The following is a 20,346-nucleotide window of genomic DNA, read 5'->3' as shown; positions in this document are numbered from 1 at the left end:
TTTTCCTTCCTCAGGGGGGAGTAAACCATGGCTGCCCCTTCTTTGTGCGCTTTTATTACACCGCACTGATTTTGTGCGCAAAAGCGCTAAAATAGTGCATTTAAGTGTGCTGTATTCATGCCAATATTATCTATTCTTATTGTTACCTGTCGAATAAATCTATAAAAGCACTGAATAATCAATCGATTAATCATACTTTTCCGTGTTTTTTGTGCATGGTTTTTTTATGACCCCCCTGCTTTCATTGTGGCATGAAAACTGCTTATGAAAACGGTAATAGTCGGCGTAAAAAACAAAGAGCACTCATATCGTTCCGACATTGACGACACATGACATCAATCACTCACGACAAGGGTAGCAATATGAAGAAATTGATCAAAGTTTTGCCGTTGGCACTTATTCTGGCTACGGGCAGTGCGATGGCGGAGATTCCTAAGAATATTAAAATCGGTACCGATCCTACCTATGCACCTTTTGAATCCAAAAATGCCAGCGGTGAGCTGGTCGGATTTGATATCGATTTGGCGAAAGAGTTGTGCAAGCGTATTGACGCTAACTGTACGTTTGTGGAAAGTGATTTTGATGCGTTAATTCCCTCCCTTAAAGCTAAAAAAATTGATGCCATCATCTCTTCTCTGTCTATTACCGAAAAACGCCAGCAGGAAATTGCTTTCACCGAGAAGCTGTATGCGGCTAACTCTCGCCTGATTGCGAAGAAAGGGGCGAGTATTGAGCCAACGTTGGCATCGCTGGGTGGCAAGCGTGTCGGCGTATTGCAGGCGTCAACGCAGGAGGCTTTTGCCAATGCGAACTGGCAGCCAAAAGGCGTTGAGGTTGTCGCTTATCAAAATCAGGATCTGATTTACGCAGATTTGGCCGCAGGTCGCGTCGATGCTGCCTTTCAGGATGAAGTCGCGGCAAGCGAAGGTTTCCTGAAGCTAGATATGGGCAAAGACTATGCGTTTGCTGGCCCAGCAGTAAAAGATGACAAATTTTTCGGTGTGGGGACGGGGATGGGTCTGCGTAAAGCAGATACTGAGCTGAAAGCTGCGCTGGATAAAGCCTTCGAAGCGATGCGTAAAGACGGTACTTACGATACGTTCGCTAAGAAATACTTCGATTTCGACGTCTACGGCGGCTAATTTCTCCATAACGATTCACACTCTGTAGCGGAATCACAGGGTAAAACGACACGGGAACGTTCCTCCCGTGTCGGGTTCCTGATTGATAACGCTTCGTGCCATTAACCGCTGTTTCTACGGATATCATTGATGCTCTATGGCTATGCCCCGCTAATTCTGGATGGTGCCATCATGACGCTGGAGTTGGCTGTGAGTTCGCTACTGCTGGCGCTGGCTATCGGTCTGATGGGGGCGTCGGCGAAGTTGTCTTCCAACCGCCTGCTGGCTGGGGGATTTTCCTGCTATACCACGTTGATTCGCGGCATCCCCGATTTGGTGTTGATGCTGCTCATTTTCTATGGGTTGCAAATTGCCTTAAACGGCGTGACGGAATCGATCGGTCTGGAGCAAGTTGACATCGATCCGTTGACCGCTGGGATTATTACGCTGGGCTTTATTTACGGCGCGTATTTCACGGAAACCTTTCGTGGTGCCTATCTTGCTGTGCCGCGTGGACAGATCGAAGCGGCGGTGGCGTTTGGTTTCTCTCCTCTGAAAGTGTTCCGCCGCATTCTGTTTCCTTCCATGATGCGCTTTGCGTTACCGGGGATCGGCAATAACTGGCAGGTGATCTTGAAAGCAACGGCACTCGTGTCATTGCTTGGCCTGAATGATGTGATTAAGGCGACGCAACTGGCTGGCAAGGGCGCGCACGAACCGTTTTATTTTGCACTGGTTGCCGGGGCGATGTACCTGATTTTTACCACCATTTCTAATGGCGTGTTGTGGTGGTTGGAGCGGCATTATTCGCAGGGAGTCAAGAAAGTAAACTATGAGTGAGATCCTGCAACAATATTGGCAACCGCTGCTGTGGAGCGATGGTTATCGCCTGACTGGGCTGGCGATGACGCTCTGGCTGCTCATTTCCTCGGTCGTCATCGGCGGGCTGATGGCGTTGCCACTGGCGATTGCTCGCGTTTCACCGCGACGTCGGTTCAGCTTCCCGGTTTGGCTATTTACCTACGTGTTCCGTGGTACACCGCTCTACGTGCAGCTATTGGTGTTCTATTCCGGCGTGTATAGCCTGGAAATTGTGCGCGGCACCGATCTGCTGAATGCCTTTTTCCGCAGCGGACTGAACTGCGCCATTTTGGCGTTAGCGCTCAATACCTGCGCGTACACCACAGAGATTTTTGCAGGGGCAATCCGCTCTGTACCGCATGGGGAAATTGAAGCCGCCAGAGCATACGGTTTCTCCCGTTTTAAGCAGTATCGCTGCATTATTTTGCCGGGTGCGCTGCGTATTGCGTTGCCAGCCTACAGCAACGAAGTGATTCTGATGCTGCACTCAACAGCGCTGGCTTTTACCGTGACGGTGCCGGATATCCTGAAGATCGCGCGCGATATTAATGCGGCCACCTACCAGCCGTTTTATGCGTTTGGCATTGCTGCGGTGATCTATCTGGCGATCTCATTTGTATTAATCGGGCTGTTCAGAAGGGCAGAGCGGCACTGGTTACGTCATCTTTATACCCGTTCATCTCATTAATCGCAGGAAAAAACATGTCGAATAACAAATTGATGGTGACGGAACTGCGTAAACGTTATGGCGAGCATGAGGTACTTAAAGGGATCTCATTGCAGGCGAAAGCGGGTGACGTTATTTCGATTATCGGGTCGTCGGGTTCGGGGAAAAGCACCTTACTGCGCTGCATTAATTTTCTGGAAAAACCCTGCGAAGGGGCGATTTATGTCAGCGATCAGGAAATTCGCATGGTGCGCGATACTGACGGGCAGTTAAAGGTTTTTGATAAAAAGCAGCTTCAGATGCTGCGGACGCGCCTGACGATGGTATTTCAGCACTTCAACCTGTGGAGCTTCATGACGGCGTTAGAGAACGTGATGGAAGCGCCAATTCAGGTATTAGGGCTCAGTAAAGCGGAAGCGCGTAAGCGGGCGGTGTTCTACCTGAATAAAGTAGGGATTACGGATTCTGCCCAACAGAAATATCCGTCGGATCTCTCAGGTGGTCAGCAGCAGCGCGTATCGATTGCGCGGGCGCTGGCGATGGAGCCTGAAGTGTTGTTATTTGATGAGCCGACGTCGGCACTCGATCCTGAATTGGTCGGCGAAGTATTGCGCATCATGCAGCAGTTGGCGGAGGAAGGAAAAACGATGGTGGTGGTGACGCATGAGATGGAGTTTGCCCGCCATGTCTCCAGCCACGTTATCTTCCTGCATCAGGGCGTGATTGAAGAAGAAGGGCCGCCGGATCAGCTATTTGGTCGCCCGAAAAGTGCCCGTTTGCAGCAGTTTCTGTCCGGTGCATTGAAGTAGACTTTGGGGCTGATAGTGATGTGCATTGAGCGATGATAATGGGTAGATCGTAAAGACGCTGTGAATACATCCCTGGCGCGGACGCTTTACTCTTCGATCCCATTATCATCGATCCCGTTCTGCGAAAAGGCTACCAGCAACCTGAGATAGACAGTTATCAGCTCGGTTTTTTGATCACGTCTTGCAGGGCTTCTTCCAACTCAAAGAAACGGAAACCAAAACCTGCGGCCTCTAACCGCTGTGGGATGGCGCGTTGCCCGCCCAGTACCAGCGTTGAGGCTTCGCCCATCAGCAGTTTGAGCGCAAAGGCGGGGGCTCGTAGAAAACCGGGGCGATCCAATACGTGTGCCAGCATGGCAGAAAATTGTTCATTATGAACCGGATAGGGCGCAACCATATTGAAGGGACCGCGTAATATCGGTTGATCCAGTAGATAGAGAATGCCGTTAACCATGTCATCAAGATGAATCCACGGCATGTATTGCTTGCCGGAACCCATCGGTCCGCCTAATCCGAGGCGGAAAATCGGCAGCATTTTTGCTAGCGCGCCACCTTGTGCTGAAAGAACAATACCGGTACGCAGCAGGCAGACGCGGGTATTATTGCTTTCGGCAGACTGCGCCAGCGCTTCCCAGCGGGCACACAGATGATGTGTGAATTCATCAACCGGTGATTCCTCTTCTGTGACCAGCGCTTCCCCCTGGTCGCCATAATATCCGACCGCTGAGCCCGAGATAAAAACCGCTGGCGGCTCACTGCTGGCCTTAATCAGCGTGGCAAGCTGCTCGGTAATGATCCAGCGACTCTGTGCCAAGCGCTGCTTTTGTTGCGGCGTCCATCGTTTATCGGCGATAGGTTCGCCCGCCAGATTGATGATGCCATCAAAGCCGTTCAGTGAGGTGATATTACTCAATGTTGATAAATAGTCGACCTGATTGCCGAGAACCCCTCGGGCGCGCTCAGGATCGCGTGTCAGTACCGTGATGTGATGGGAAAGCAGCTGTAATCGTTGGATAAGATGGCGACCAATAAGACCGGTTCCGCCTGTTATGAGTAGTTGCATCGCACGCTCCCATATTTATGCCTGGTGATAACGCAGGGTCATGGAAACCGAGTCGGCGTATCGCAGGGCAAACGGTTTATCTATTTCTACTTCAGCATAGGTTATCCATTCGTGATCGCTGGCGATGTTGAGCACATCCTGCGTTAATTTTTCCAACAACGCGAAGCGGTTATCTTCTACGTGGCGAATAATATTTTTGGTGATGGTACGGTAGTTCAGTGCGTCGGCGATATTCTCGCTGTTGCGTGCCTGTTCTGCTGGGTAGTGAATCACAACGTTGATGATCACATCCTGCTTATTCGTGATTTCCTCATCTTTGATACCGATGAAGGTGCGTAGCCGCAGATTTTTTATACGAATAATAGCGTCAGAATGGTGATATGGCATTGGTCGGCCCTCGGTGGCTTCTGTTACCGCGAGTAAATCACAGTGTCAGGGTATCATTAACAATAATATGTTGATTACCATAGCAGAAGATACCCAAAGGCCGAATGAGATGTACCAGAATTTTACTGCTCTGCTCGCTGATAAGCTCGCTGTGTTGCCGGGCGCTCACTGATACGCGTATACCATGCCTTCACCGCCGGGTAATCATCAAGGTCAACGCGCTGGCGGGCATAAGAAACCACCCACGGGTAGGTTGCGATATCGGCGATACTGTAATTTTGGCCTGCTAGCCAAGGGTTGTCTTGCAGATGTTTATCCAGCACACGATACAGACGCTGCGTTTCTTGCTGATAGCGTTCAATCGCGTAAGGCACGGGCTGAGGTGCATAGTGGTTAAAGTGGTGATTCTGCCCCAGCATAGGCCCGAAACCAGCGACCTGCCAGAACAGCCATTGTAGTGTGGCCGTACGCTCACGTAATGACGTGCTCAATAGCACGCCATGTTTTTCCGCCAGATACAGCAGGATCGCGCCAGATTCAAACAGGCTAATTGGCGTGTCACCTTCCGCGGGCTGCGTATCGACAATCGCGGGAATTTTGTTATTAGGCGAGATGGCTAAAAATTCCGGCTTGAACTGTTCGCCTTTGCTGATATTCACGCGGTGAAGCTGATAAGGGAGATTCGCTTCTTCCAGAAACAACGTGATCTTATGCCCATTAGGGGTTGGTGCGTAATACAGGTCAATCATGAATCATATCTCCATTTTCATTCAGAAAAACATCATGGAACGGTATGGCAGTTGATCGCTTCAGAGAGCGATGTGCTGTCAGAATAGCGTATTGAGGACGGGCTCTTACCCTACCACTTCTGCGAGCGAAAAATAAGCGATGGCGCACGCTGCTGCGCGATCTTTACCGGAAGCACACCGCCAACTTTGGTAGACTATTTCCGATGAAGAATGAGGATGTTGTGGATATAAATATTGCCAATATAAACATGGAGGGGAATAAACGATGAAGTTGATGTTTGCGTCCGACATACACGGGTCTCTTAGTGCGGTAGAACGTGTGTTGGCGATCTTTGAGCAGAGTCATGCTGACTGGCTTATTTTACTGGGCGATTTTCTTAATCATGGCCCCCGCAACCCGCTGCCGGAAGCGTATCAACCTGCGGAAGTGGCTGCCCGGCTAAACGCTTATGCGTCACGTGTCATCGCCGTACGGGGAAATTGTGATAGCGAGGTTGATCAGATGCTGCTGACCTTTCCGATAACGGCACCGTGGCAACATGTGCTATTGCCGCAAAATCGCCTTTTCCTGACGCACGGTCATCTTTATCATCCAGAGAATATGCCGCCGCTACACGCGGGGGATGTTTTGGTCTATGGTCATACCCATATCCCGATTGCGGAGCAACGCGGGGAATATTATTTTTTCAACCCCGGCTCTGTGAGCTTGTCGAAAGGGGGATACCCCGCGAGCTACGGTTTACTTGAACAAGATGAACTGCGAGTTCTGCCGTTACACGGCGGCGAGCCTATTGCACAGGTCTCAATTAGACACTAATTTAGCATATACCCTGTTTTTGACCTTGAATAATGGCAAGGCAGCAGGGAAGATTCACAACAAAGTTCGATCATTTAAAACAGACGCGCGTAGCAACGTGCCAATACTAAAGGGTTTCAGAGGATGGCGGAACAAAGTCAGGCAGCAGGCACAGAGTGGGTTGATATCGTCAATGAAAACAACGAGGTAATTGCTCAGTCAAGTCGTCAGCAGATGCGTGCTCAGAGTCTTCGTCATCGTGCTACTTACATTGTTGTGCATGATGGAATGGGTAAAATTCTGGTGCAGCGTCGGACGAAAATCAAAGATTTTTATCCAGGCTGGCTGGACGCGACCGCTGGCGGCGTAGTGCAAAGCGGTGAGCAAATGCTGGAGTCCGCACGTCGTGAAGCTGAAGAGGAGCTTGGTATTGCGGGCGTGCCATTTGCAGAACATGGCCTATTCTATTACGAAGGCGAGAATTGCCGAGTGTGGGGAGGGCTGTTTAGCTGCGTCACCCACGGGCCATTTGCACTACAGGAAGAAGAGGTTGATGAAGTCAGTTGGCTGACGCCGCAAGAGATCACTGCACGCTGCGATGAATTTACGCCGGACTCGCTGAAAGCGTTGTCGCTGTGGCTGACGCGCTATAGCGATCAGGAATATGGCAAGCCGATTTCGCGTAAGCTGAACGAGGTAGTAGAAGCGGCAGAGAAATCTGTCGTTAATCATGACAATGTTGATGATGAGAACGACAGCGACGTTGCTTCATCGGAAACGGATCCACAGAAATAATCTGACATTGGTCAGCATTCCTGTCTTGCCGCCGCTTTTCCCGCTGCGGCATTTTTCTTGCTCTTCTTATCAAATAAAAAATGCCAGCCCGAAGGCTGGCATCAATATCCACGCTATCAAAAAAATTAGAGCTGCGTAGCCTGAATGGCGGTCAGGGCAACGGTGTAAACGATGTCGTCTACCAGTGCGCCACGAGACAGGTCGTTAACCGGTTTGCGCATGCCTTGCAGCATTGGCCCGATGGAGATCAGGTCGGCAGAACGCTGTACCGCTTTGTACGTGGTGTTACCGGTGTTCAGATCAGGGAAGATGAACACGGTGGCTTTACCCGCCACTGGCGAGTTAGGTGCTTTGGACTGTGCAACGTCTGCCATGATAGCGGCGTCATATTGCAGCGGACCATCGATAACCAGATCAGGACGTTTTTCCTGCGCCAAACGGGTTGCTTCACGTACTTTTTCAACATCGCTACCCGCGCCGGAGTTACCGGTGGAGTAAGAGATCATCGCAACGCGTGGGTCGATGCCGAATGCAGTGGCAGAATCAGCAGATTGAATAGCGATTTCAGCCAATTGTTCTGCGGTTGGGTCTGGGTTGATGGCGCAGTCGCCGTAAACCAGAACCTGCTCAGGCAGCAGCATGAAGAACACGGAAGATACCAGTGAGCTGCCCGGTGCAGTTTTGATCAACTGTAACGGCGGACGAATGGTATTAGCGGTGGTATGAACGGCACCAGAAACCAGACCGTCAACTTCACCCTGTTCCAGCATCAACGTACCCAGAACGACGTTGTCTTCGAGCTGTTCGCGCGCAACCACTTCGGTCATGCCCTTGCTCTTACGCAGTTCAACCAGACGCGCAACATAGCGCTCACGCACGACAATCGGATCGACGATTTCAATGCCTTTGCCCAGTTCTACACCCTGAGCGGCGGCAACGCGTTGAATCTCTTCTGGGTTACCGATCAGCACACAGTGCGCAATGCCGCGTTCGGCACAAATTGCAGCGGCTTTAACGGTACGTGGCTCATCACCTTCTGGCAGAACGATACGTTTGCCCGCTTTGCGCGCCAGTTCAGTAAGCTGATAACGGAATGCTGGTGGAGACAGACGGCGTGAACGCTCAGATTCAGCGCTCAGAGAATCGATCCACTGGGTGTCGATGTGGCGTGCAACATATTCCTGCACTTTCTCGACGCGCTGGCGGTCATCAGCCGGTACTTCAAGGTTGAAGCTTTGCAGGCTGAGTGAGGTTTGCCAGGTGTTGGTGTCGACCATAAATACTGGCAGGCCAGTCTGGAAGGCACGTTCACATAGCTTGGCAATACTTGGATCCATTTCGTAGCCGCCAGTCAGCAGCAGGGCACCGATTTCCACGCCGTTCATGGCGGCCAGACACGCGGCGACCAGAACATCAGGACGGTCAGCGGAGGTCACCAGCAGTGAACCCGGACGGAAATGCTCCAGCATATGCGGGATGCTGCGTGCGCAGAAGGTGACAGACTTAACGCGACGCGTCTGAATGTCACCTTCATTGACGATACGAGCATTCAGGTGCTTCGCCATATCAATGGCACGCGTAGCAATCAGATCAAAGCTCCACGGGATACAGCCCAGAACCGGCAGCGGGCTGTTAGCGAACAGTTGCTTAGGATCGATGTTGGCAACGCTGGCTTTCGTTGAGTCATCAAAGATTTCAGACAGATCAGGGCGTGTACGACCCTGCTCATCTACCGGCGCATTCAGTTTATTGATGATCACGCCAGTGATGTTTTTGTTTTTGCTGCCACCGAAGCTGGAACGCGCCAGTTCGATGCGGTCTTTCAACTGTGCTGGAGAATCGTTGCCCAGCGCCAGTACAAAGACGATTTCCGCGTTCAGCGTTTTGGCGATTTCATAGTTCAACGCGTTAGCAAACTGGTGCTTACGGGTAGGAACCAGACCTTCAACCAGAACGACTTCAGCATCTTTGGTCGTTTCGTGGTAACGCGCGATGATTTCTTCCATCAGCACGTCTTGTTGGTTAGAGCTCAACAGGGTTTCAACGCGGCTCATTGCCAGTGGTTCTGCGGCGCTGATAGCGGAATTAGCACGGATAATAGTGGTCGTCTGATCTGGCGTATTGTCGCCACTGCGCGGTTGGGCGATAGGTTTGAACACGCTCAGGCGGACGCCTTTCTGTTCCATGGAGCGAATGACACCCAGGCTGACGCTTGTCAGACCAACGCTGGTGCCAGTGGGGATCAACATGATTATACGGGACACGGCCGAACCTCTTTACGGTTGCTCGTTAGTCAAAAACAACACCGTCAGCCTTAGCTGACGGTGTTGGGAGTTACGTGTTTTACGCGGTCAGACGGTAAGCGTCTTCGGCGATGACCAATTCTTCATTGGTCGGGATAACCAGCGCTGGGCGGGTGCCATCTTTAGCGATGTTGCCACCTTTACCGAAGCGCGCTGCCAGGTTACGTTCGTGATCGACGTCAAAGCCCAGCAGACCCAGTTTCTTCAGCGACAGTTCACGAACCATTGCTGCGTTTTCACCGATACCCCCCGTGAAGATCACCGCATCCAGACGACCTTCCATCAGTGCCGCGTAGGAACCGATGTATTTAGCCAGACGGTGGCAGTAAACATCCATTGCACGTCTAGCATCTGCTTTCGTTTCGTAGTTATCTTCAACGTAACGGCAGTCGCTGGTCACTTCAGTCAGGCCCAACAGACCAGATTCTTTGGTCAGTAGGGTGTTGATAGCATCAACACTCATACCCATGGCGTCATGCAGGTGGAAAATGATCGCGGGATCGATATCGCCACTACGCGTACCCATCACCAGACCTTCCAGCGGCGTCAGACCCATAGAGGTGTCAACGCACTCGCCGTTACGGATTGCAGTAACAGAACCACCGTTGCCCAAGTGGCAAGTGATGACGTTCAGCTCTTCTATCGGTTTGTTCAGCACTTTCGCCGCTTCACGAGAAACAAAGTAGTGGCTGGTGCCATGTGCGCCGTAGCGGCGGATGTGGTTTTCTTTATACAGTTTGTACGGCAGTGCATAAAGGTAGGATTCTTCCGGCATGGTCTGGTGGAACGCGGTGTCGAAAACAGCGACGTTTTTATCAGCCAGATGCGGGAAAGATTTCAGTGCTTCATCAATACCGATCAAGTGCGCCGGGTTGTGCAGAGGTGCAAAAGGTACGGAATCTTTGATACCCTGAAGAACATCATCAGTGATGATCGCGGATTGGGTGAACTTCTCACCGCCGTGAACGATACGGTGACCGATAGCAACCAACTGAGCAGACAGCTCTGGCTTCTGAGACAGAATGGTATTGACGATGAAGTTCAGCGCTTCACTGTGAGCTGCACCGGCACCCAGTTCGGCGTCGTGTTTACCGCCGTCCATTTTCCATTTGATGCGGGCTTCAGGCAGGTTGAAACATTCGGCTAAACCAGACAGGTACTCTTCTCCGTTAATCGCATCGATGATGGCGAATTTCAGGGATGAACTACCGCAGTTAAGAACCAGTACTAACTTACTCGACATGGAAGTACCTACTTGTTATACATGGTTAAAAAAATGTCATACAGGGTATAGCGTATCGCATACCGCCGCTGGCATTTATGATTAACATCATGCCTTGGTGTGATACACCAGACACGATGATGAATAAGGGTCGATACTATGCGGTATACCAGATAATCGGTACACCATAATTTCTACAACATAGTCTTTACAATAACGTGGTCTTTACAACAACGTGATATCGACCTGATGTAAATCGCAGCGTTTAAAGCGATGATAACCGCGTTATGGCCGTTGGCTGCGCTTATGTCGCAAAGGGAATTATACTCCCTGCGTGTAGTCATACTACTTTAGGTATACAGCGGCCAAAAGGCCGATCTAGGATACCGATAGCGTAGAGTAAACACAAAATATATTTTAACCTTATCAACTTGAGTTGTTGATTTGTGCAAAAGTTTTATTTTTTATCTGTAAAGTTGAGGTGTGGCTATGGCGACGAAACCAGACAGTAGAATTAGTTGGCTACAGTTACTCCAACGTGGGCAGCATTATATGAAGACGTGGCCAGCAGAAAAGCAGTTGGCACCCCTATTTCCTGAGAACCGCGTGACGCGAGCAACGCGGTTCGGTATTCGCGTTATGCCGCCACTGGCGGTGTTTACCTTAACGTGGCAGATTGCGCTTGGTGGCCAACTCGGCCCGGCTATTGCCACCGCGCTGTTTGCCTGTAGCCTGCCGTTGCAAGGCCTGTGGTGGCTTGGCCGCCGTTCTGTTACGCCTTTACCGCCAACGCTGGCACAGTGGTTCCATGAGATTCGCCATAAGCTTGCGGAATCAGGACAGGCACTTGCTCCGCTAGAGGAGGCGCCAACTTACCAGGCGTTGGCGGATGTGCTGAAACGTGCATTTAAGCAGCTTGATAAAACCTTCCTTGATGATTTGTGATCGGCGTCAGGCTGTGTGCGGGTTGATGGCTATTTTTTTCTTTCCCCTGTTTCAAATCAAAGAAGCGGCGGCTACCGCTATCGTGACACGATTCAGTATGCGATTCTGCGGATAATACCTATTTAGCGACATTGGCTTACACCAAAGAGGGTTCAGGAGAGCAACATGGAAATGACGAATGCCCAGAGATTGATCCTTTCAAACCAATACAAAATGATGACGATGCTCGATCCCGATAACGCTGAGCGCTATCGTCGGCTACAAACGATCATCGAGCGTGGTTACGGTTTGCAGATGCGCGAACTGGATCGTGAGTTTGGTGAGCTGACGGAGGAAGTGTGCCGCACCATTATTAACGTCATGGAAATGCATCATGCTTTGCAGGTGTCATGGACCAATCTGAAAGATAAGCAGGATTTGGATGAACGCCGTCTGACTTTCCTGGGTTTTGATGCGGCAACGGAAGCGCGTTATCTGGGTTTTGTACGTTTCATGGTGCATGTTGAGGGTCGTTATCCTCACTTTGATGCGGGCACGCATGGGTTTAACGCTCAGACAAAAATGTGGGAAAAATACAACAGAATGCTGGCTGTCTGGCAATCCTGCCCGCGCCAGTATCACTTGAGTGCGGTTGAGATCGCACAAATCATCAATGCCTGATTAATGAAAAAGGGGCTTTCTGTGGAGTGTAAAGGTTTTCTGTTCGACCTCGATGGTACGCTGGTTGATTCACTGCCTGCTGTAGAACGTGCGTGGATTAACTGGGCAAAAGATCACGATATTAAACCACAGGAAGTGCTGGATTTTATTCATGGCAAACAGGCCATCACGTCCCTGCGCCATTTTCTTCAAGGGCAAACCGAAGAAACGATTCAACAGGAGTTCGATGCGCTGGAGAAAACCGAAGCGTCTGACACGCAAGGTATTGTTGCTATGCCAGGAGCAAAGGCACTGTTGGAACGGTTGGATGCCTTAGATATTCCCTGGGCAATTGTGACATCCGGCACCGTGCCGATTGCCAGTGCGCGTCATCATCGTGGAGAACTACCTGCTCCTCGCGCTTTTATTACGGCGGAGCAGGTTGCCAAAGGCAAGCCTCACCCTGATGCCTATTTACTTGGTGCACAGAAGTTAGGATTGAAACCGGAAGAATGTGTCGTGGTTGAGGATGCACCCGCAGGGGTATTATCGGGTCTGGCGGCAGGCTGTAAGGTTATTGCGGTGAAAGCACCAACGGATACGCCGGAGCTGGATCAGGTCGATTTGGTTCTTGATTCGTTGGAACAGATAGAAATAGAGAAGTTACAAGGTGGCGTTAAGGTGCTTCTGCGCCAAGAGGTCGTCTGTAATATAGTGACAAAACTGTGACTAAATATGATCAAACCTCGCATCCGCGAGGTTTTTTTTATGGCAGACTATACCTGTCATACTTCACGCTGCGTGGGTGTTAGCTTCCCTTCTATGGCATGCTGAACCACCACCTCTCACTATGCATTTTCCGTCAGGGGAACCGTTTTGAATAGCGAACTTCTCTGGGTTTTATCCCTGTTGCTGATCGCCATTGTGTTGTTTACCACCAATAAATTACGCATGGATGTCGTCGCGCTGTTGGTCATTATCGCGTTTGTATTGAGTGGCACGCTGACGCTATCTGAAGCGCTAGTGGGGTTCAGCGATCCTAATGTGATCTTGATTGCTGCCCTGTTTGTGATTGGTGAAGGGTTGGTTCGTACCGGTGTCGCTTATCAGGTCGGTGACTGGCTGGTTCGTGTGGCGGGTAGCAGCGAAATGAAGATGCTGATCTTGCTGATGGTCACTGTTGCGCTGCTGGGGGCTTTCATGAGTTCCACCGGCGTTGTCGCCATTTTTATTCCCGTGGTACTGAGTGTTTCCGCACGGATGAAAATTTCCCCTGGAAGGCTGATGATGCCGCTGAGCTTCGCTGGGTTGATTAGCGGCATGATGACGCTGGTGGCGACACCGCCGAATATGGTGGTGAGCAGTGAGTTGATGCGCGAGGGGGTTGCGGGCTTTGGGTTCTTCAGCGTGACGCCGATAGGGATGGTAGTCCTGTTGCTGGGCGTGGCATATATGATGGTGGCACGTTACTGGCTTGGTGACGCTGAGACGGCAACAGCAAAAGAGATGTGGAAGAGAAGAACGTTTCGCGATCTGATTCGTGATTACCGACTGACAGGCAGAGCACGCCGACTGGCTATTCGGCCAGGATCGCCTTTTATCGGCCATCGTCTGGACGATTTACATCTGCGCCAACGTTTTGGGGCGAATGTGGTCGGGATTGAGCGTTGGCGTAAATTCCGACGTGTGATGATCAGCGTGGCTGGCAATACCGAACTTCGCCTGAATGATGTGCTGCTGATCGATATGTCAGCATCTGAGGTGGATTTACGTGAATTTTGCACCTCGCAGCGGCTTGAACCGATGGTGCTGCGTGGTGAGTATTTCTCTGAACAGGCGCGTGATGTAGGGATGGCGGAAGTTTCTTTGATACCCGATTCTGAACTGTTGGGGAAAACGCTCTACGACGTTGGATTTCGTAGCCGCTATGGCCTGAGCGTCGTAGGGATTCGCCGGTCAGGTGAAGCGATGGAGGGTATCCTCGCCGATGAGCCGCTCCAGCTCGGTGATATTCTGTTGGTGATGGGGGACTGGCGTATGATTCGGCAGTTGCACACGCAGAAAAACGACTTCCTTCTACTTAATCTCCCTGCTGAAGTGGATGACGTTGCGCCCGCAGTGAGTCAGGCACCGCACGCGCTGTTTTGTCTGGCGCTGATGGTCGCGATGATGTTGACGGATGAAATACCGAATGCGGTTGCTGCGCTGATCGCCTGTTTACTGATGGGCAAATTCCGCTGCATCGATATGGAAAGCGCCTACCGAGCTATCCACTGGCCGAGTATTATTCTCATCGTCGGGATGATGCCGTTTGCGTTGGCGTTGCAGCAAACGGGCGGTGTGGCGCTGATCGTTAAAGGACTGATGGATGTTGCCGGGAATGCTGGGCCACATGTGATGCTGGTGTGCTTGTTCGTGTTGTGTGCCGTCATTGGCCTGTTTATTTCCAATACAGCGACGGCGGTGCTGATGGCGCCCATTGCGATTGCTGCGGCGAAACAAATGGGCGTGTCGCCTTATCCCTTTGCGATGATCATCGCCGTGGCGGCATCAGCCGCATTTATGACACCCGTGTCATCACCGGTGAATACGTTGGTACTGGGGCCAGGCGGTTATAAATTTGGGGACTTTGTGCGCATTGGCGTCCCCTTTACCGTACTGGTGATGCTGGTTAGTGTGGTGATGGTGCCGTGGCTGTATCCGTTCTGACCATGTCTCCCGTTATAGCGGCGAATCCTGACTGATTTCATCAAGCGATAGGCTAAAGCTGGGAACGAATACCGTCATGAAATAGTCCATTTCCGGGCTGTGGCGCAACTGCAATGTTTTTTCCAGCCGCGCTTTAGCAAGCGTAAATTCCGCATTGCCCGCGGATAATTCTTCCAGACATTTCAGGTAGGCGCAGAGCGCGTCTGCCTGTTTAACGATGGCGCGTTCTTCTTCGCTAGTATAGTTGTCATCCAGCAGCATCCGATAATCCTGTTGTAACTCTTCTGGCAGCATGTCGATCAGCTTCTGCTGGGCAATCTTCTCTATCTTTTTGTACTCATGCGCGATCTGCGCATTATAGTATTTGATCGGCGTTGGCATGTCGCCTGTCAGCACCTCGCTGGCATCGTGATACATCGCCAGTAGCGCAATGCGCTCTACGTTCAGGTTACCCGCAAATTTGCGGTTTTTGATTACCGCCAGTGCGTGAGCGACAAAGGCGACCTGAAGGCTGTGTTCGGAGACGTTTTCCGTACGCACGTTGCGCATTAATGGCCAACGGCTGATGAGTTTTAGACGGGATAAATGGGCGAAAAAGTGGCTCTGATTCATGGCGATCTCTCAGACAACAGCACGGTGGAATAGCAATATCGTGGGTGTCTATTGTGAGCACTTGCCGAAGATTATGCAAACGAAGGTCTGGTTTTCGCCGGGCGACGACTGCCCGGCGCTGCGAGGGGCGTTTATTGCTGGGTTATTGGTGATAGTGCCCCAGAAAACGCCCTAATTTGTGAATTGCCATATCCAGCTCATCAACACGCGGTAGCGTGACGATGCGTACATGGTCTGGGTAAGGCCAGTTAAACGCGGTTCCCTGAACCAGCAAGACTTTTTCCTGTAATAGGAGGTCCAGCACCAGTTTTTGGTCGTCATGGATATTAAAGCGCTTGGCGTCAATACGCGGGAACATATACAGCGCACCGCGTGGTTTTACGCATGACACGCCGGGGATCTGGTTGATCAATTCCCAAGAGCGATTGCGCTGTTCGTACAGGCGTCCACCGGGCTGAATAAACTCGCTGATGCTCTGATAGCCGCCCAGTGCGGTCTGAATCGCATGCTGCATAGGCACATTGGCACACAAACGCATTGAGGCCAGCATTTCCAGCCCTTCAATATAGCCTTTGGCGTGTTTTTTCGGACCGTTTAGTACCATCCAGCCTTGACGGAAACCTGCCACACGGTACGTCTTGGAGAGCCCGTTGAACGTGACCGTCAGCAGATCTGGCGCGAGTGCGGCAATCGAGTGATGTTGTGCATCGTCATACAGAATTTTGTCGTAAATTTCGTCGGCGAAAATGATCAGGCTGTGTTCGCGCGCAATCGCCACGATATCCAGCAGCAGCTCTTTGCTGTAGACCGCACCTGTCGGGTTGTTCGGGTTGATGATAACAATACCGCGAGTATTAGAGGTGATTTTTTTGCGGATATCATCCAGATCGGGGAACCAATCAGAAGACTCATCACAGAGATAGTGAACGGCATTGCCGTTAGACAGGGAAACTGCCGCAGTCCAGAGTGGATAATCTGGTGCGGGAACCAGCATTTCATCACCCGGATTGAGTAGCGCCTGCATAGATTGCACGATGAGTTCGGAAACTCCGTTGCCAATATAGACGTCTTCAACCGTAATATCCCGCATATCCCGCGCCTGATAGTGCTGAACGATGGCCTTACGGGCGGAATAGAGCCCCTTAGAATCACAGTAGCCCTGTGCTGTTGGTAGGTTACGGATGACATCGACCAGAATTTCGTCCGGTGCCTCAAAGCCGAAGGGCGCAGGGTTGCCAATATTCAGTTTAAGGACCTTATTGCCTTCTTCTTCAAGCCGCTTGGCTTCCTTTAGAACTGGGCCACGGATGTCATAGCATACGTTCTCCAGTTTCTTGGATTTTTCAATCGGAGACATAAATAGTACGAACCTTTTGCAGAGAGCGCATATTCCCATGCGGAATAGCATAACCCGCTTAATGTACTCCTCCTAAAGTGCCTTTTGAAGAATGATTATCGCTTTTGCTGCAAATGATTGCGCATCTGCACTATATGGTTGTGTACTCGTTGGACGGTGCGATATGGTAGGGGGCGGGAAACCGTTCAGGACGCACTTTTTAGTGCAAGAATAGGGTGACAGGGATAGCTCGTTTATTTACGTGTAGAACGTCTTTATTTCGTAGAATGAAATAAAGAGAGCGTGTCGTTGTTATTGAATAAAGGATTAAGGCTGGTGAGCCATTTAATTATGTGATGTCTTACCAATGGAAAGGCGATAGGGGTAACGAAATATAAGTATTTTTTTGCCCTTATCGTGCGTCTGCGATAGTGTCTTTAAATGTACCGGCCATTACCCGTACATGTAATAAAACACCAGGAATATTTTGTTAAAATTAAAATAGATAAGTGAAAAATCGTATGACCAGTGCAAATCGACCAGTTCTTAATCTCGATCTTGATTTACTGAGGACGTTTGTTGCCGTTGCAGATTTAAATACATTTGCAGCGGCCGCCGCCGCCGTCAATCGGACTCAATCGGCAGTCAGCCAGCAGATGCAGCGGCTGGAGCAACTCATCGAAAAGGAACTTTTTGCCCGGCACGGGCGTAATAAATTGCTGACCGAACATGGTATACAATTTCTAGGTTATGCCAGAAAAATATTACAATTCAATGATGAAGCCTGTATTTCATTAATGTACAGTGATATTCAAGGTACGCTAACCATCGGGGCGTCTGACGATACAGCAGACACCATCCTGCCTTATATTTTACATCGGGTGACGACTGTATTTCCTAAACTCTCCGTCAATGTCAGCGTAAAACGTAGTGCTGAAATGATGGAGATGCTGAATCATGGAAAAATAGATCTGGTTATTACTACAATGAACGGTGTGGTGTTTCCGCATGTGTTATTACGTAGTTCCCCGACGTTATGGTATTGCGCGGCGGATTATCAGTTCCGAGCGAATGAACCTGTTCCCCTGGTTGTGCCGGATGAACCGAGCCCTTTCCGTTCGTTGGCTACGCAGCAACTGACGGCCGCAGGTATCCCCTGGAGAATTGCCTACGTGGCGTCAACGCTCTCTGCTGTGCGCGCCGCAGTGAAGGCAGGTATGGGTATCACTGTGCGTTCAGTGGAAATGATGAGCCCGGAGCTGCGGGTATTGGGTGAAGAGGAAGGGTTGCCAAGATTGCCTGAGACTCGTTATTTCCTCTGCCAGAACCCTAATCAGGAGAATGAACTGGCGACAGCAATCTTCAATGTGATTGAATCAGGGAAGCCCTCTCACATTACATCTGTCAACATGTTGGCAAACCGCGCGGATGGAACGCTGTCTGCCGACTCGTCGCTGAAGGATGTCATCTAATCGTAATGGGCAGTTAATTATCATTCGGGGAGGGTAGGGATGCACCCCGAATGATGATGATTTATGGCTAAGGTGTTAAACCCGCGTAGACCGTGTCTGATTGACCTCATTTCCCCGGTTTTCTCCCACTTTGCGTTTTCCATTTGGCATCAATAGGCTAGGCACGGTGATATAGGGCGCAGCTTGATTTTATAAAACGTTGGTTCTATTTTTTTAAAAATATGTTATAGAAAATGATATCCAACCCGGCCTTGAATCCGTGTGGTTTTTTTACTAACTAAATTGGTAAAAATGTGTGCTGGATCAAAAAATATCCCTAATAACCACATGGGGGAACAGGCATTTTCTGTGAAAATGGTATAGTAACGCTGCAAACTTGCTTTCTGTGTCGCTGCGCTCTGGTTAACTGATGAAGGCACTGACTCGATTTAGCTACGAGTGAGAACACAAAATGTTAACAAAACAGCGTGCATGTAAAGTAATGTACTGTTATTTTTAGTAAGGTTGAAAAAAGGTTACAAATTTGGGGCTCAACCATACCAAGCAAGGCTTACCTGATACGTTTCCGTGCTTTTTTGTGGTTATTAATCCTTCCTTTTAATCGATGTGGCGCATTAACTGCCGATAACAGAGCAGAGATATTACCCGCCACTTTTGATGAGTAAGCAAAGAGAATGTCAACAACTACTGAAATCCTCGCCCATCATTGGGCTTTTGCGCTATTCCTTATCATTGCCGTAGGCTTGTGCGTCTTCATGCTGACCGGTGGCTTCTTGCTGGGTGGGAGAGCCAGAGCCAGGGCCAAAAACGTACCTTATGAATCAGGAATCGACTCCGTAGGTTCAGCGCGGTTACGTCTGTCTGCTAAATTTTATCTTGTCGCTATGTTCTTCGTTATCTTCGACGTTGAAGCCCTCTATCTCTATGCGTGGGCGGTGTCTATCAAAGAAAGCGGCTGGATTGGCTTCATTGAAGCAACCATTTTCATTTTGGTGCTGTTGGCTGGTTTGGTTTATCTGGTTCGCGTTGGGGCACTTGACTGGACCCCGGTTCGATCCAAAAGACAAGTTGTTAAATCAGACCTCATCAACACTACCAACACTCATCCGCAGTAACAGCGAGGCATTTTAAGATGGACTATACGCTCACCCGCATAGAGCCGGACGGTGAGAATGACCGTTATCCCCTGCAACGTCAGGAGATCGTTTCCGACCCTCTGGAGCAACATGTTCACCGCAGTGTCTACATGGGCAAACTGGAACATGCATTACACGATACGGTGAACTGGGGTCGTCAGAACTCCCTGTGGCCGTATAACTTTGGTCTTTCCTGTTGCTATGTAGAAATGGTGACGTCGTTTACCGCCGTTCATGATGTTGCGCGTTTTGGTGCTGAGGTTCTGCGTGCGTCGCCACGTCAGGCTGACTTCATGGTAGTCGCGGGAACCTGTTTTACCAAAATGGCCCCCGTTATTCAGCGTCTATATGAGCAAATGCTTGAGCCTAAATGGGTTATCTCCATGGGCGCGTGTGCTAACTCCGGCGGTATGTACGATATCTATTCCGTTGTTCAGGGCGTAGATAAATTCCTGCCTGTTGATGTGTATATTCCGGGCTGTCCTCCGCGCCCAGAAGCATACATGCAAGCGCTGTTGCTGCTGAAAGAATCCATCGGTAAAGAACGTCGCCCTCTGTCATGGGTGGTAGGTGAACAGGGCGTTTACCGCGCCAACATGCAATCTGAGCGTGAGCGCAAACGTGGCGAGCGAATCGCTGTGACCAACCTGCGTTCGCCTGATGAGATTTGACCTGTAGATGATAAACCCGGTGGCCGTGTAATACCCCGATAATAGTGTGCGGT

The 20,346-nt window shown here is 50.4% G+C and carries 20 protein-coding genes; 13 read left to right on the top strand and 7 right to left on the bottom strand.

What is annotated here, in order from left to right; translation table 11 throughout:
• Positions 1–362 precede the first annotated feature (362 nt).
• From AACH44_RS13380 to hisP, 4 genes are all read left to right on the top strand, one after another.
• Positions 363–1,142, top strand: a complete 780-nt coding sequence (locus AACH44_RS13380; protein ID WP_261847973.1) for a lysine/arginine/ornithine ABC transporter substrate-binding protein — start codon at positions 363–365, stop codon at positions 1,140–1,142.
• A gap of 129 nt (positions 1,143–1,271) precedes the next feature.
• Positions 1,272–1,961 carry a histidine ABC transporter permease HisQ gene (locus AACH44_RS13375; protein ID WP_261847974.1) on the top strand — a complete coding sequence of 230 codons (690 nt, stop codon included), beginning with the start codon at positions 1,272–1,274 and terminating at the stop codon, positions 1,959–1,961.
• Entirely contained in the window at positions 1,954–2,670 is a 717-nt protein-coding gene (locus AACH44_RS13370) for an ABC transporter permease (protein WP_261847975.1), read from the top strand. The genes AACH44_RS13375 and AACH44_RS13370 overlap by 8 nt, the downstream gene beginning before the upstream one ends.
• A gap of 14 nt (positions 2,671–2,684) precedes the next feature.
• The gene (gene hisP, locus AACH44_RS13365) at positions 2,685–3,458 is read left to right on the top strand and encodes a histidine ABC transporter ATP-binding protein HisP (protein WP_261847976.1); all 774 of its coding nucleotides are present in this window, start codon (positions 2,685–2,687) and stop codon (positions 3,456–3,458) included.
• 157 nt (positions 3,459–3,615) lie between these two features.
• Here hisP and AACH44_RS13360 read toward each other — a convergent pair whose 3' ends face one another.
• From AACH44_RS13360 to yfcG, 3 genes are all read right to left on the bottom strand, one after another.
• Entirely contained in the window at positions 3,616–4,521 is a 906-nt protein-coding gene (locus AACH44_RS13360) for a TIGR01777 family oxidoreductase (RefSeq protein ID WP_261847977.1), read from the bottom strand.
• A 15-nt stretch (positions 4,522–4,536) separates the two neighbouring features.
• The gene (gene folX / locus AACH44_RS13355) at positions 4,537–4,908 is read right to left on the bottom strand and encodes a dihydroneopterin triphosphate 2'-epimerase (RefSeq protein WP_261847978.1); all 372 of its coding nucleotides are present in this window, start codon (positions 4,906–4,908) and stop codon (positions 4,537–4,539) included.
• A gap of 122 nt (positions 4,909–5,030) precedes the next feature.
• Positions 5,031–5,657: a GSH-dependent disulfide bond oxidoreductase gene (gene yfcG, locus AACH44_RS13350; protein ID WP_261847979.1), complete on the bottom strand. Its 627-nt coding sequence runs from the start codon at positions 5,655–5,657 to the stop codon at positions 5,031–5,033.
• Between the two features lie 265 nt (positions 5,658–5,922).
• Between yfcG and yfcE the strand changes: the two genes are divergently transcribed.
• Positions 5,923–6,474, top strand: a complete 552-nt coding sequence (yfcE, locus tag AACH44_RS13345; protein WP_338659282.1) for a phosphodiesterase — start codon at positions 5,923–5,925, stop codon at positions 6,472–6,474.
• A gap of 123 nt (positions 6,475–6,597) precedes the next feature.
• A complete protein-coding gene (yfcD, locus tag AACH44_RS13340; protein ID WP_261847981.1) occupies positions 6,598–7,248 on the top strand; it encodes an NUDIX hydrolase YfcD in 651 nt (216 codons plus the stop codon).
• Positions 7,249–7,373: 125 nt separating this feature from the next.
• Here the strand turns inward: yfcD and pta are convergent, their stop codons facing one another.
• The gene (gene pta, locus AACH44_RS13335) at positions 7,374–9,512 is read right to left on the bottom strand and encodes a phosphate acetyltransferase (RefSeq protein ID WP_261847982.1); all 2,139 of its coding nucleotides are present in this window, start codon (positions 9,510–9,512) and stop codon (positions 7,374–7,376) included.
• 79 nt (positions 9,513–9,591) lie between these two features.
• Entirely contained in the window at positions 9,592–10,794 is a 1,203-nt protein-coding gene (gene ackA / locus AACH44_RS13330) for an acetate kinase (protein WP_261847983.1), read from the bottom strand.
• A gap of 468 nt (positions 10,795–11,262) precedes the next feature.
• On the opposite strand from ackA, the gene yfbV reads away from it, so the two are divergent.
• The 4 genes from yfbV (at position 11,263) to AACH44_RS13310 (ending at position 15,066) form a co-directional block, all read left to right on the top strand.
• Positions 11,263–11,718 carry a terminus macrodomain insulation protein YfbV gene (yfbV, locus tag AACH44_RS13325; RefSeq protein ID WP_261847984.1) on the top strand — a complete coding sequence of 152 codons (456 nt, stop codon included), beginning with the start codon at positions 11,263–11,265 and terminating at the stop codon, positions 11,716–11,718.
• A gap of 165 nt (positions 11,719–11,883) precedes the next feature.
• Positions 11,884–12,378, top strand: coding sequence for a YfbU family protein (locus AACH44_RS13320; RefSeq protein ID WP_005969861.1), 495 nt, complete (start codon positions 11,884–11,886; stop codon positions 12,376–12,378).
• Positions 12,379–12,399: 21 nt separating this feature from the next.
• Positions 12,400–13,086: a sugar phosphatase gene (locus AACH44_RS13315; protein ID WP_261847985.1), complete on the top strand. Its 687-nt coding sequence runs from the start codon at positions 12,400–12,402 to the stop codon at positions 13,084–13,086.
• Between the two features lie 147 nt (positions 13,087–13,233).
• Entirely contained in the window at positions 13,234–15,066 is a 1,833-nt protein-coding gene (locus AACH44_RS13310) for an SLC13 family permease (protein ID WP_261847986.1), read from the top strand.
• A gap of 12 nt (positions 15,067–15,078) precedes the next feature.
• Here AACH44_RS13310 and yfbR read toward each other — a convergent pair whose 3' ends face one another.
• Together yfbR and AACH44_RS13300 are read right to left on the bottom strand one after the other, a co-directional pair.
• The gene (gene yfbR / locus AACH44_RS13305; protein WP_261847987.1) at positions 15,079–15,678 is read right to left on the bottom strand and encodes a 5'-deoxynucleotidase; all 600 of its coding nucleotides are present in this window, start codon (positions 15,676–15,678) and stop codon (positions 15,079–15,081) included.
• 142 nt (positions 15,679–15,820) lie between these two features.
• Positions 15,821–17,035: a pyridoxal phosphate-dependent aminotransferase gene (locus tag AACH44_RS13300; RefSeq protein WP_261847988.1), complete on the bottom strand. Its 1,215-nt coding sequence runs from the start codon at positions 17,033–17,035 to the stop codon at positions 15,821–15,823.
• Between the two features lie 500 nt (positions 17,036–17,535).
• On the opposite strand from AACH44_RS13300, the gene lrhA reads away from it, so the two are divergent.
• The 3 genes from lrhA to AACH44_RS13285 all read left to right on the top strand — a co-directional run bounded on the left by lrhA (position 17,536) and on the right by AACH44_RS13285 (position 20,293).
• On the top strand, positions 17,536–18,486 hold the full coding sequence (gene lrhA / locus AACH44_RS13295; RefSeq protein WP_261847989.1) for a transcriptional regulator LrhA: 951 nt from the start codon (positions 17,536–17,538) through the stop codon (positions 18,484–18,486).
• A 674-nt stretch (positions 18,487–19,160) separates the two neighbouring features.
• Positions 19,161–19,601, top strand: a complete 441-nt coding sequence (locus AACH44_RS13290) for an NADH-quinone oxidoreductase subunit A (RefSeq protein ID WP_261847990.1) — start codon at positions 19,161–19,163, stop codon at positions 19,599–19,601.
• Positions 19,602–19,618: 17 nt separating this feature from the next.
• The gene (locus AACH44_RS13285; RefSeq protein ID WP_005969846.1) at positions 19,619–20,293 is read left to right on the top strand and encodes a NuoB/complex I 20 kDa subunit family protein; all 675 of its coding nucleotides are present in this window, start codon (positions 19,619–19,621) and stop codon (positions 20,291–20,293) included.
• Positions 20,294–20,346 lie beyond the last annotated feature (53 nt).

Origin of the sequence: Pectobacterium araliae (assembly GCF_037076465.1) — a bacterium.
GTDB lineage: Bacteria > Pseudomonadota > Gammaproteobacteria > Enterobacterales > Enterobacteriaceae > Pectobacterium > Pectobacterium araliae.
This window is presented reverse-complemented; position numbering and strand designations above follow the sequence as displayed.

Bases quoted from the DNA above. Each gene is read 5' to 3' on its own strand.
- AACH44_RS13380 (WP_261847973.1), top strand. From the start codon at position 363: ATGAAGAAATTGATCAAAGTTTTGCCGTTGGCACTTATTCTGGCTACG.
- AACH44_RS13375 (WP_261847974.1), top strand. From the start codon at position 1,272: ATGCTCTATGGCTATGCCCCGCTAATTCTGGATGGTGCCATCATGACG.
- AACH44_RS13370 (WP_261847975.1), top strand. From the start codon at position 1,954: ATGAGTGAGATCCTGCAACAATATTGGCAACCGCTGCTGTGGAGCGAT.
- hisP (WP_261847976.1), top strand. From the start codon at position 2,685: ATGTCGAATAACAAATTGATGGTGACGGAACTGCGTAAACGTTATGGC.
- AACH44_RS13360 (WP_261847977.1), bottom strand. From the start codon at position 4,521: ATGCAACTACTCATAACAGGCGGAACCGGTCTTATTGGTCGCCATCTT.
- folX (WP_261847978.1), bottom strand. From the start codon at position 4,908: ATGCCATATCACCATTCTGACGCTATTATTCGTATAAAAAATCTGCGG.
- yfcG (WP_261847979.1), bottom strand. From the start codon at position 5,657: ATGATTGACCTGTATTACGCACCAACCCCTAATGGGCATAAGATCACG.
- yfcE (WP_338659282.1), top strand. From the start codon at position 5,923: ATGAAGTTGATGTTTGCGTCCGACATACACGGGTCTCTTAGTGCGGTA.
- yfcD (WP_261847981.1), top strand. From the start codon at position 6,598: ATGGCGGAACAAAGTCAGGCAGCAGGCACAGAGTGGGTTGATATCGTC.
- ackA (WP_261847983.1), bottom strand. From the start codon at position 10,794: ATGTCGAGTAAGTTAGTACTGGTTCTTAACTGCGGTAGTTCATCCCTG.
- yfbV (WP_261847984.1), top strand. From the start codon at position 11,263: ATGGCGACGAAACCAGACAGTAGAATTAGTTGGCTACAGTTACTCCAA.
- AACH44_RS13320 (WP_005969861.1), top strand. From the start codon at position 11,884: ATGGAAATGACGAATGCCCAGAGATTGATCCTTTCAAACCAATACAAA.
- yfbR (WP_261847987.1), bottom strand. From the start codon at position 15,678: ATGAATCAGAGCCACTTTTTCGCCCATTTATCCCGTCTAAAACTCATC.
- AACH44_RS13300 (WP_261847988.1), bottom strand. From the start codon at position 17,035: ATGTCTCCGATTGAAAAATCCAAGAAACTGGAGAACGTATGCTATGAC.
- lrhA (WP_261847989.1), top strand. From the start codon at position 17,536: ATGACCAGTGCAAATCGACCAGTTCTTAATCTCGATCTTGATTTACTG.
- AACH44_RS13290 (WP_261847990.1), top strand. From the start codon at position 19,161: ATGTCAACAACTACTGAAATCCTCGCCCATCATTGGGCTTTTGCGCTA.
- AACH44_RS13285 (WP_005969846.1), top strand. From the start codon at position 19,619: ATGGACTATACGCTCACCCGCATAGAGCCGGACGGTGAGAATGACCGT.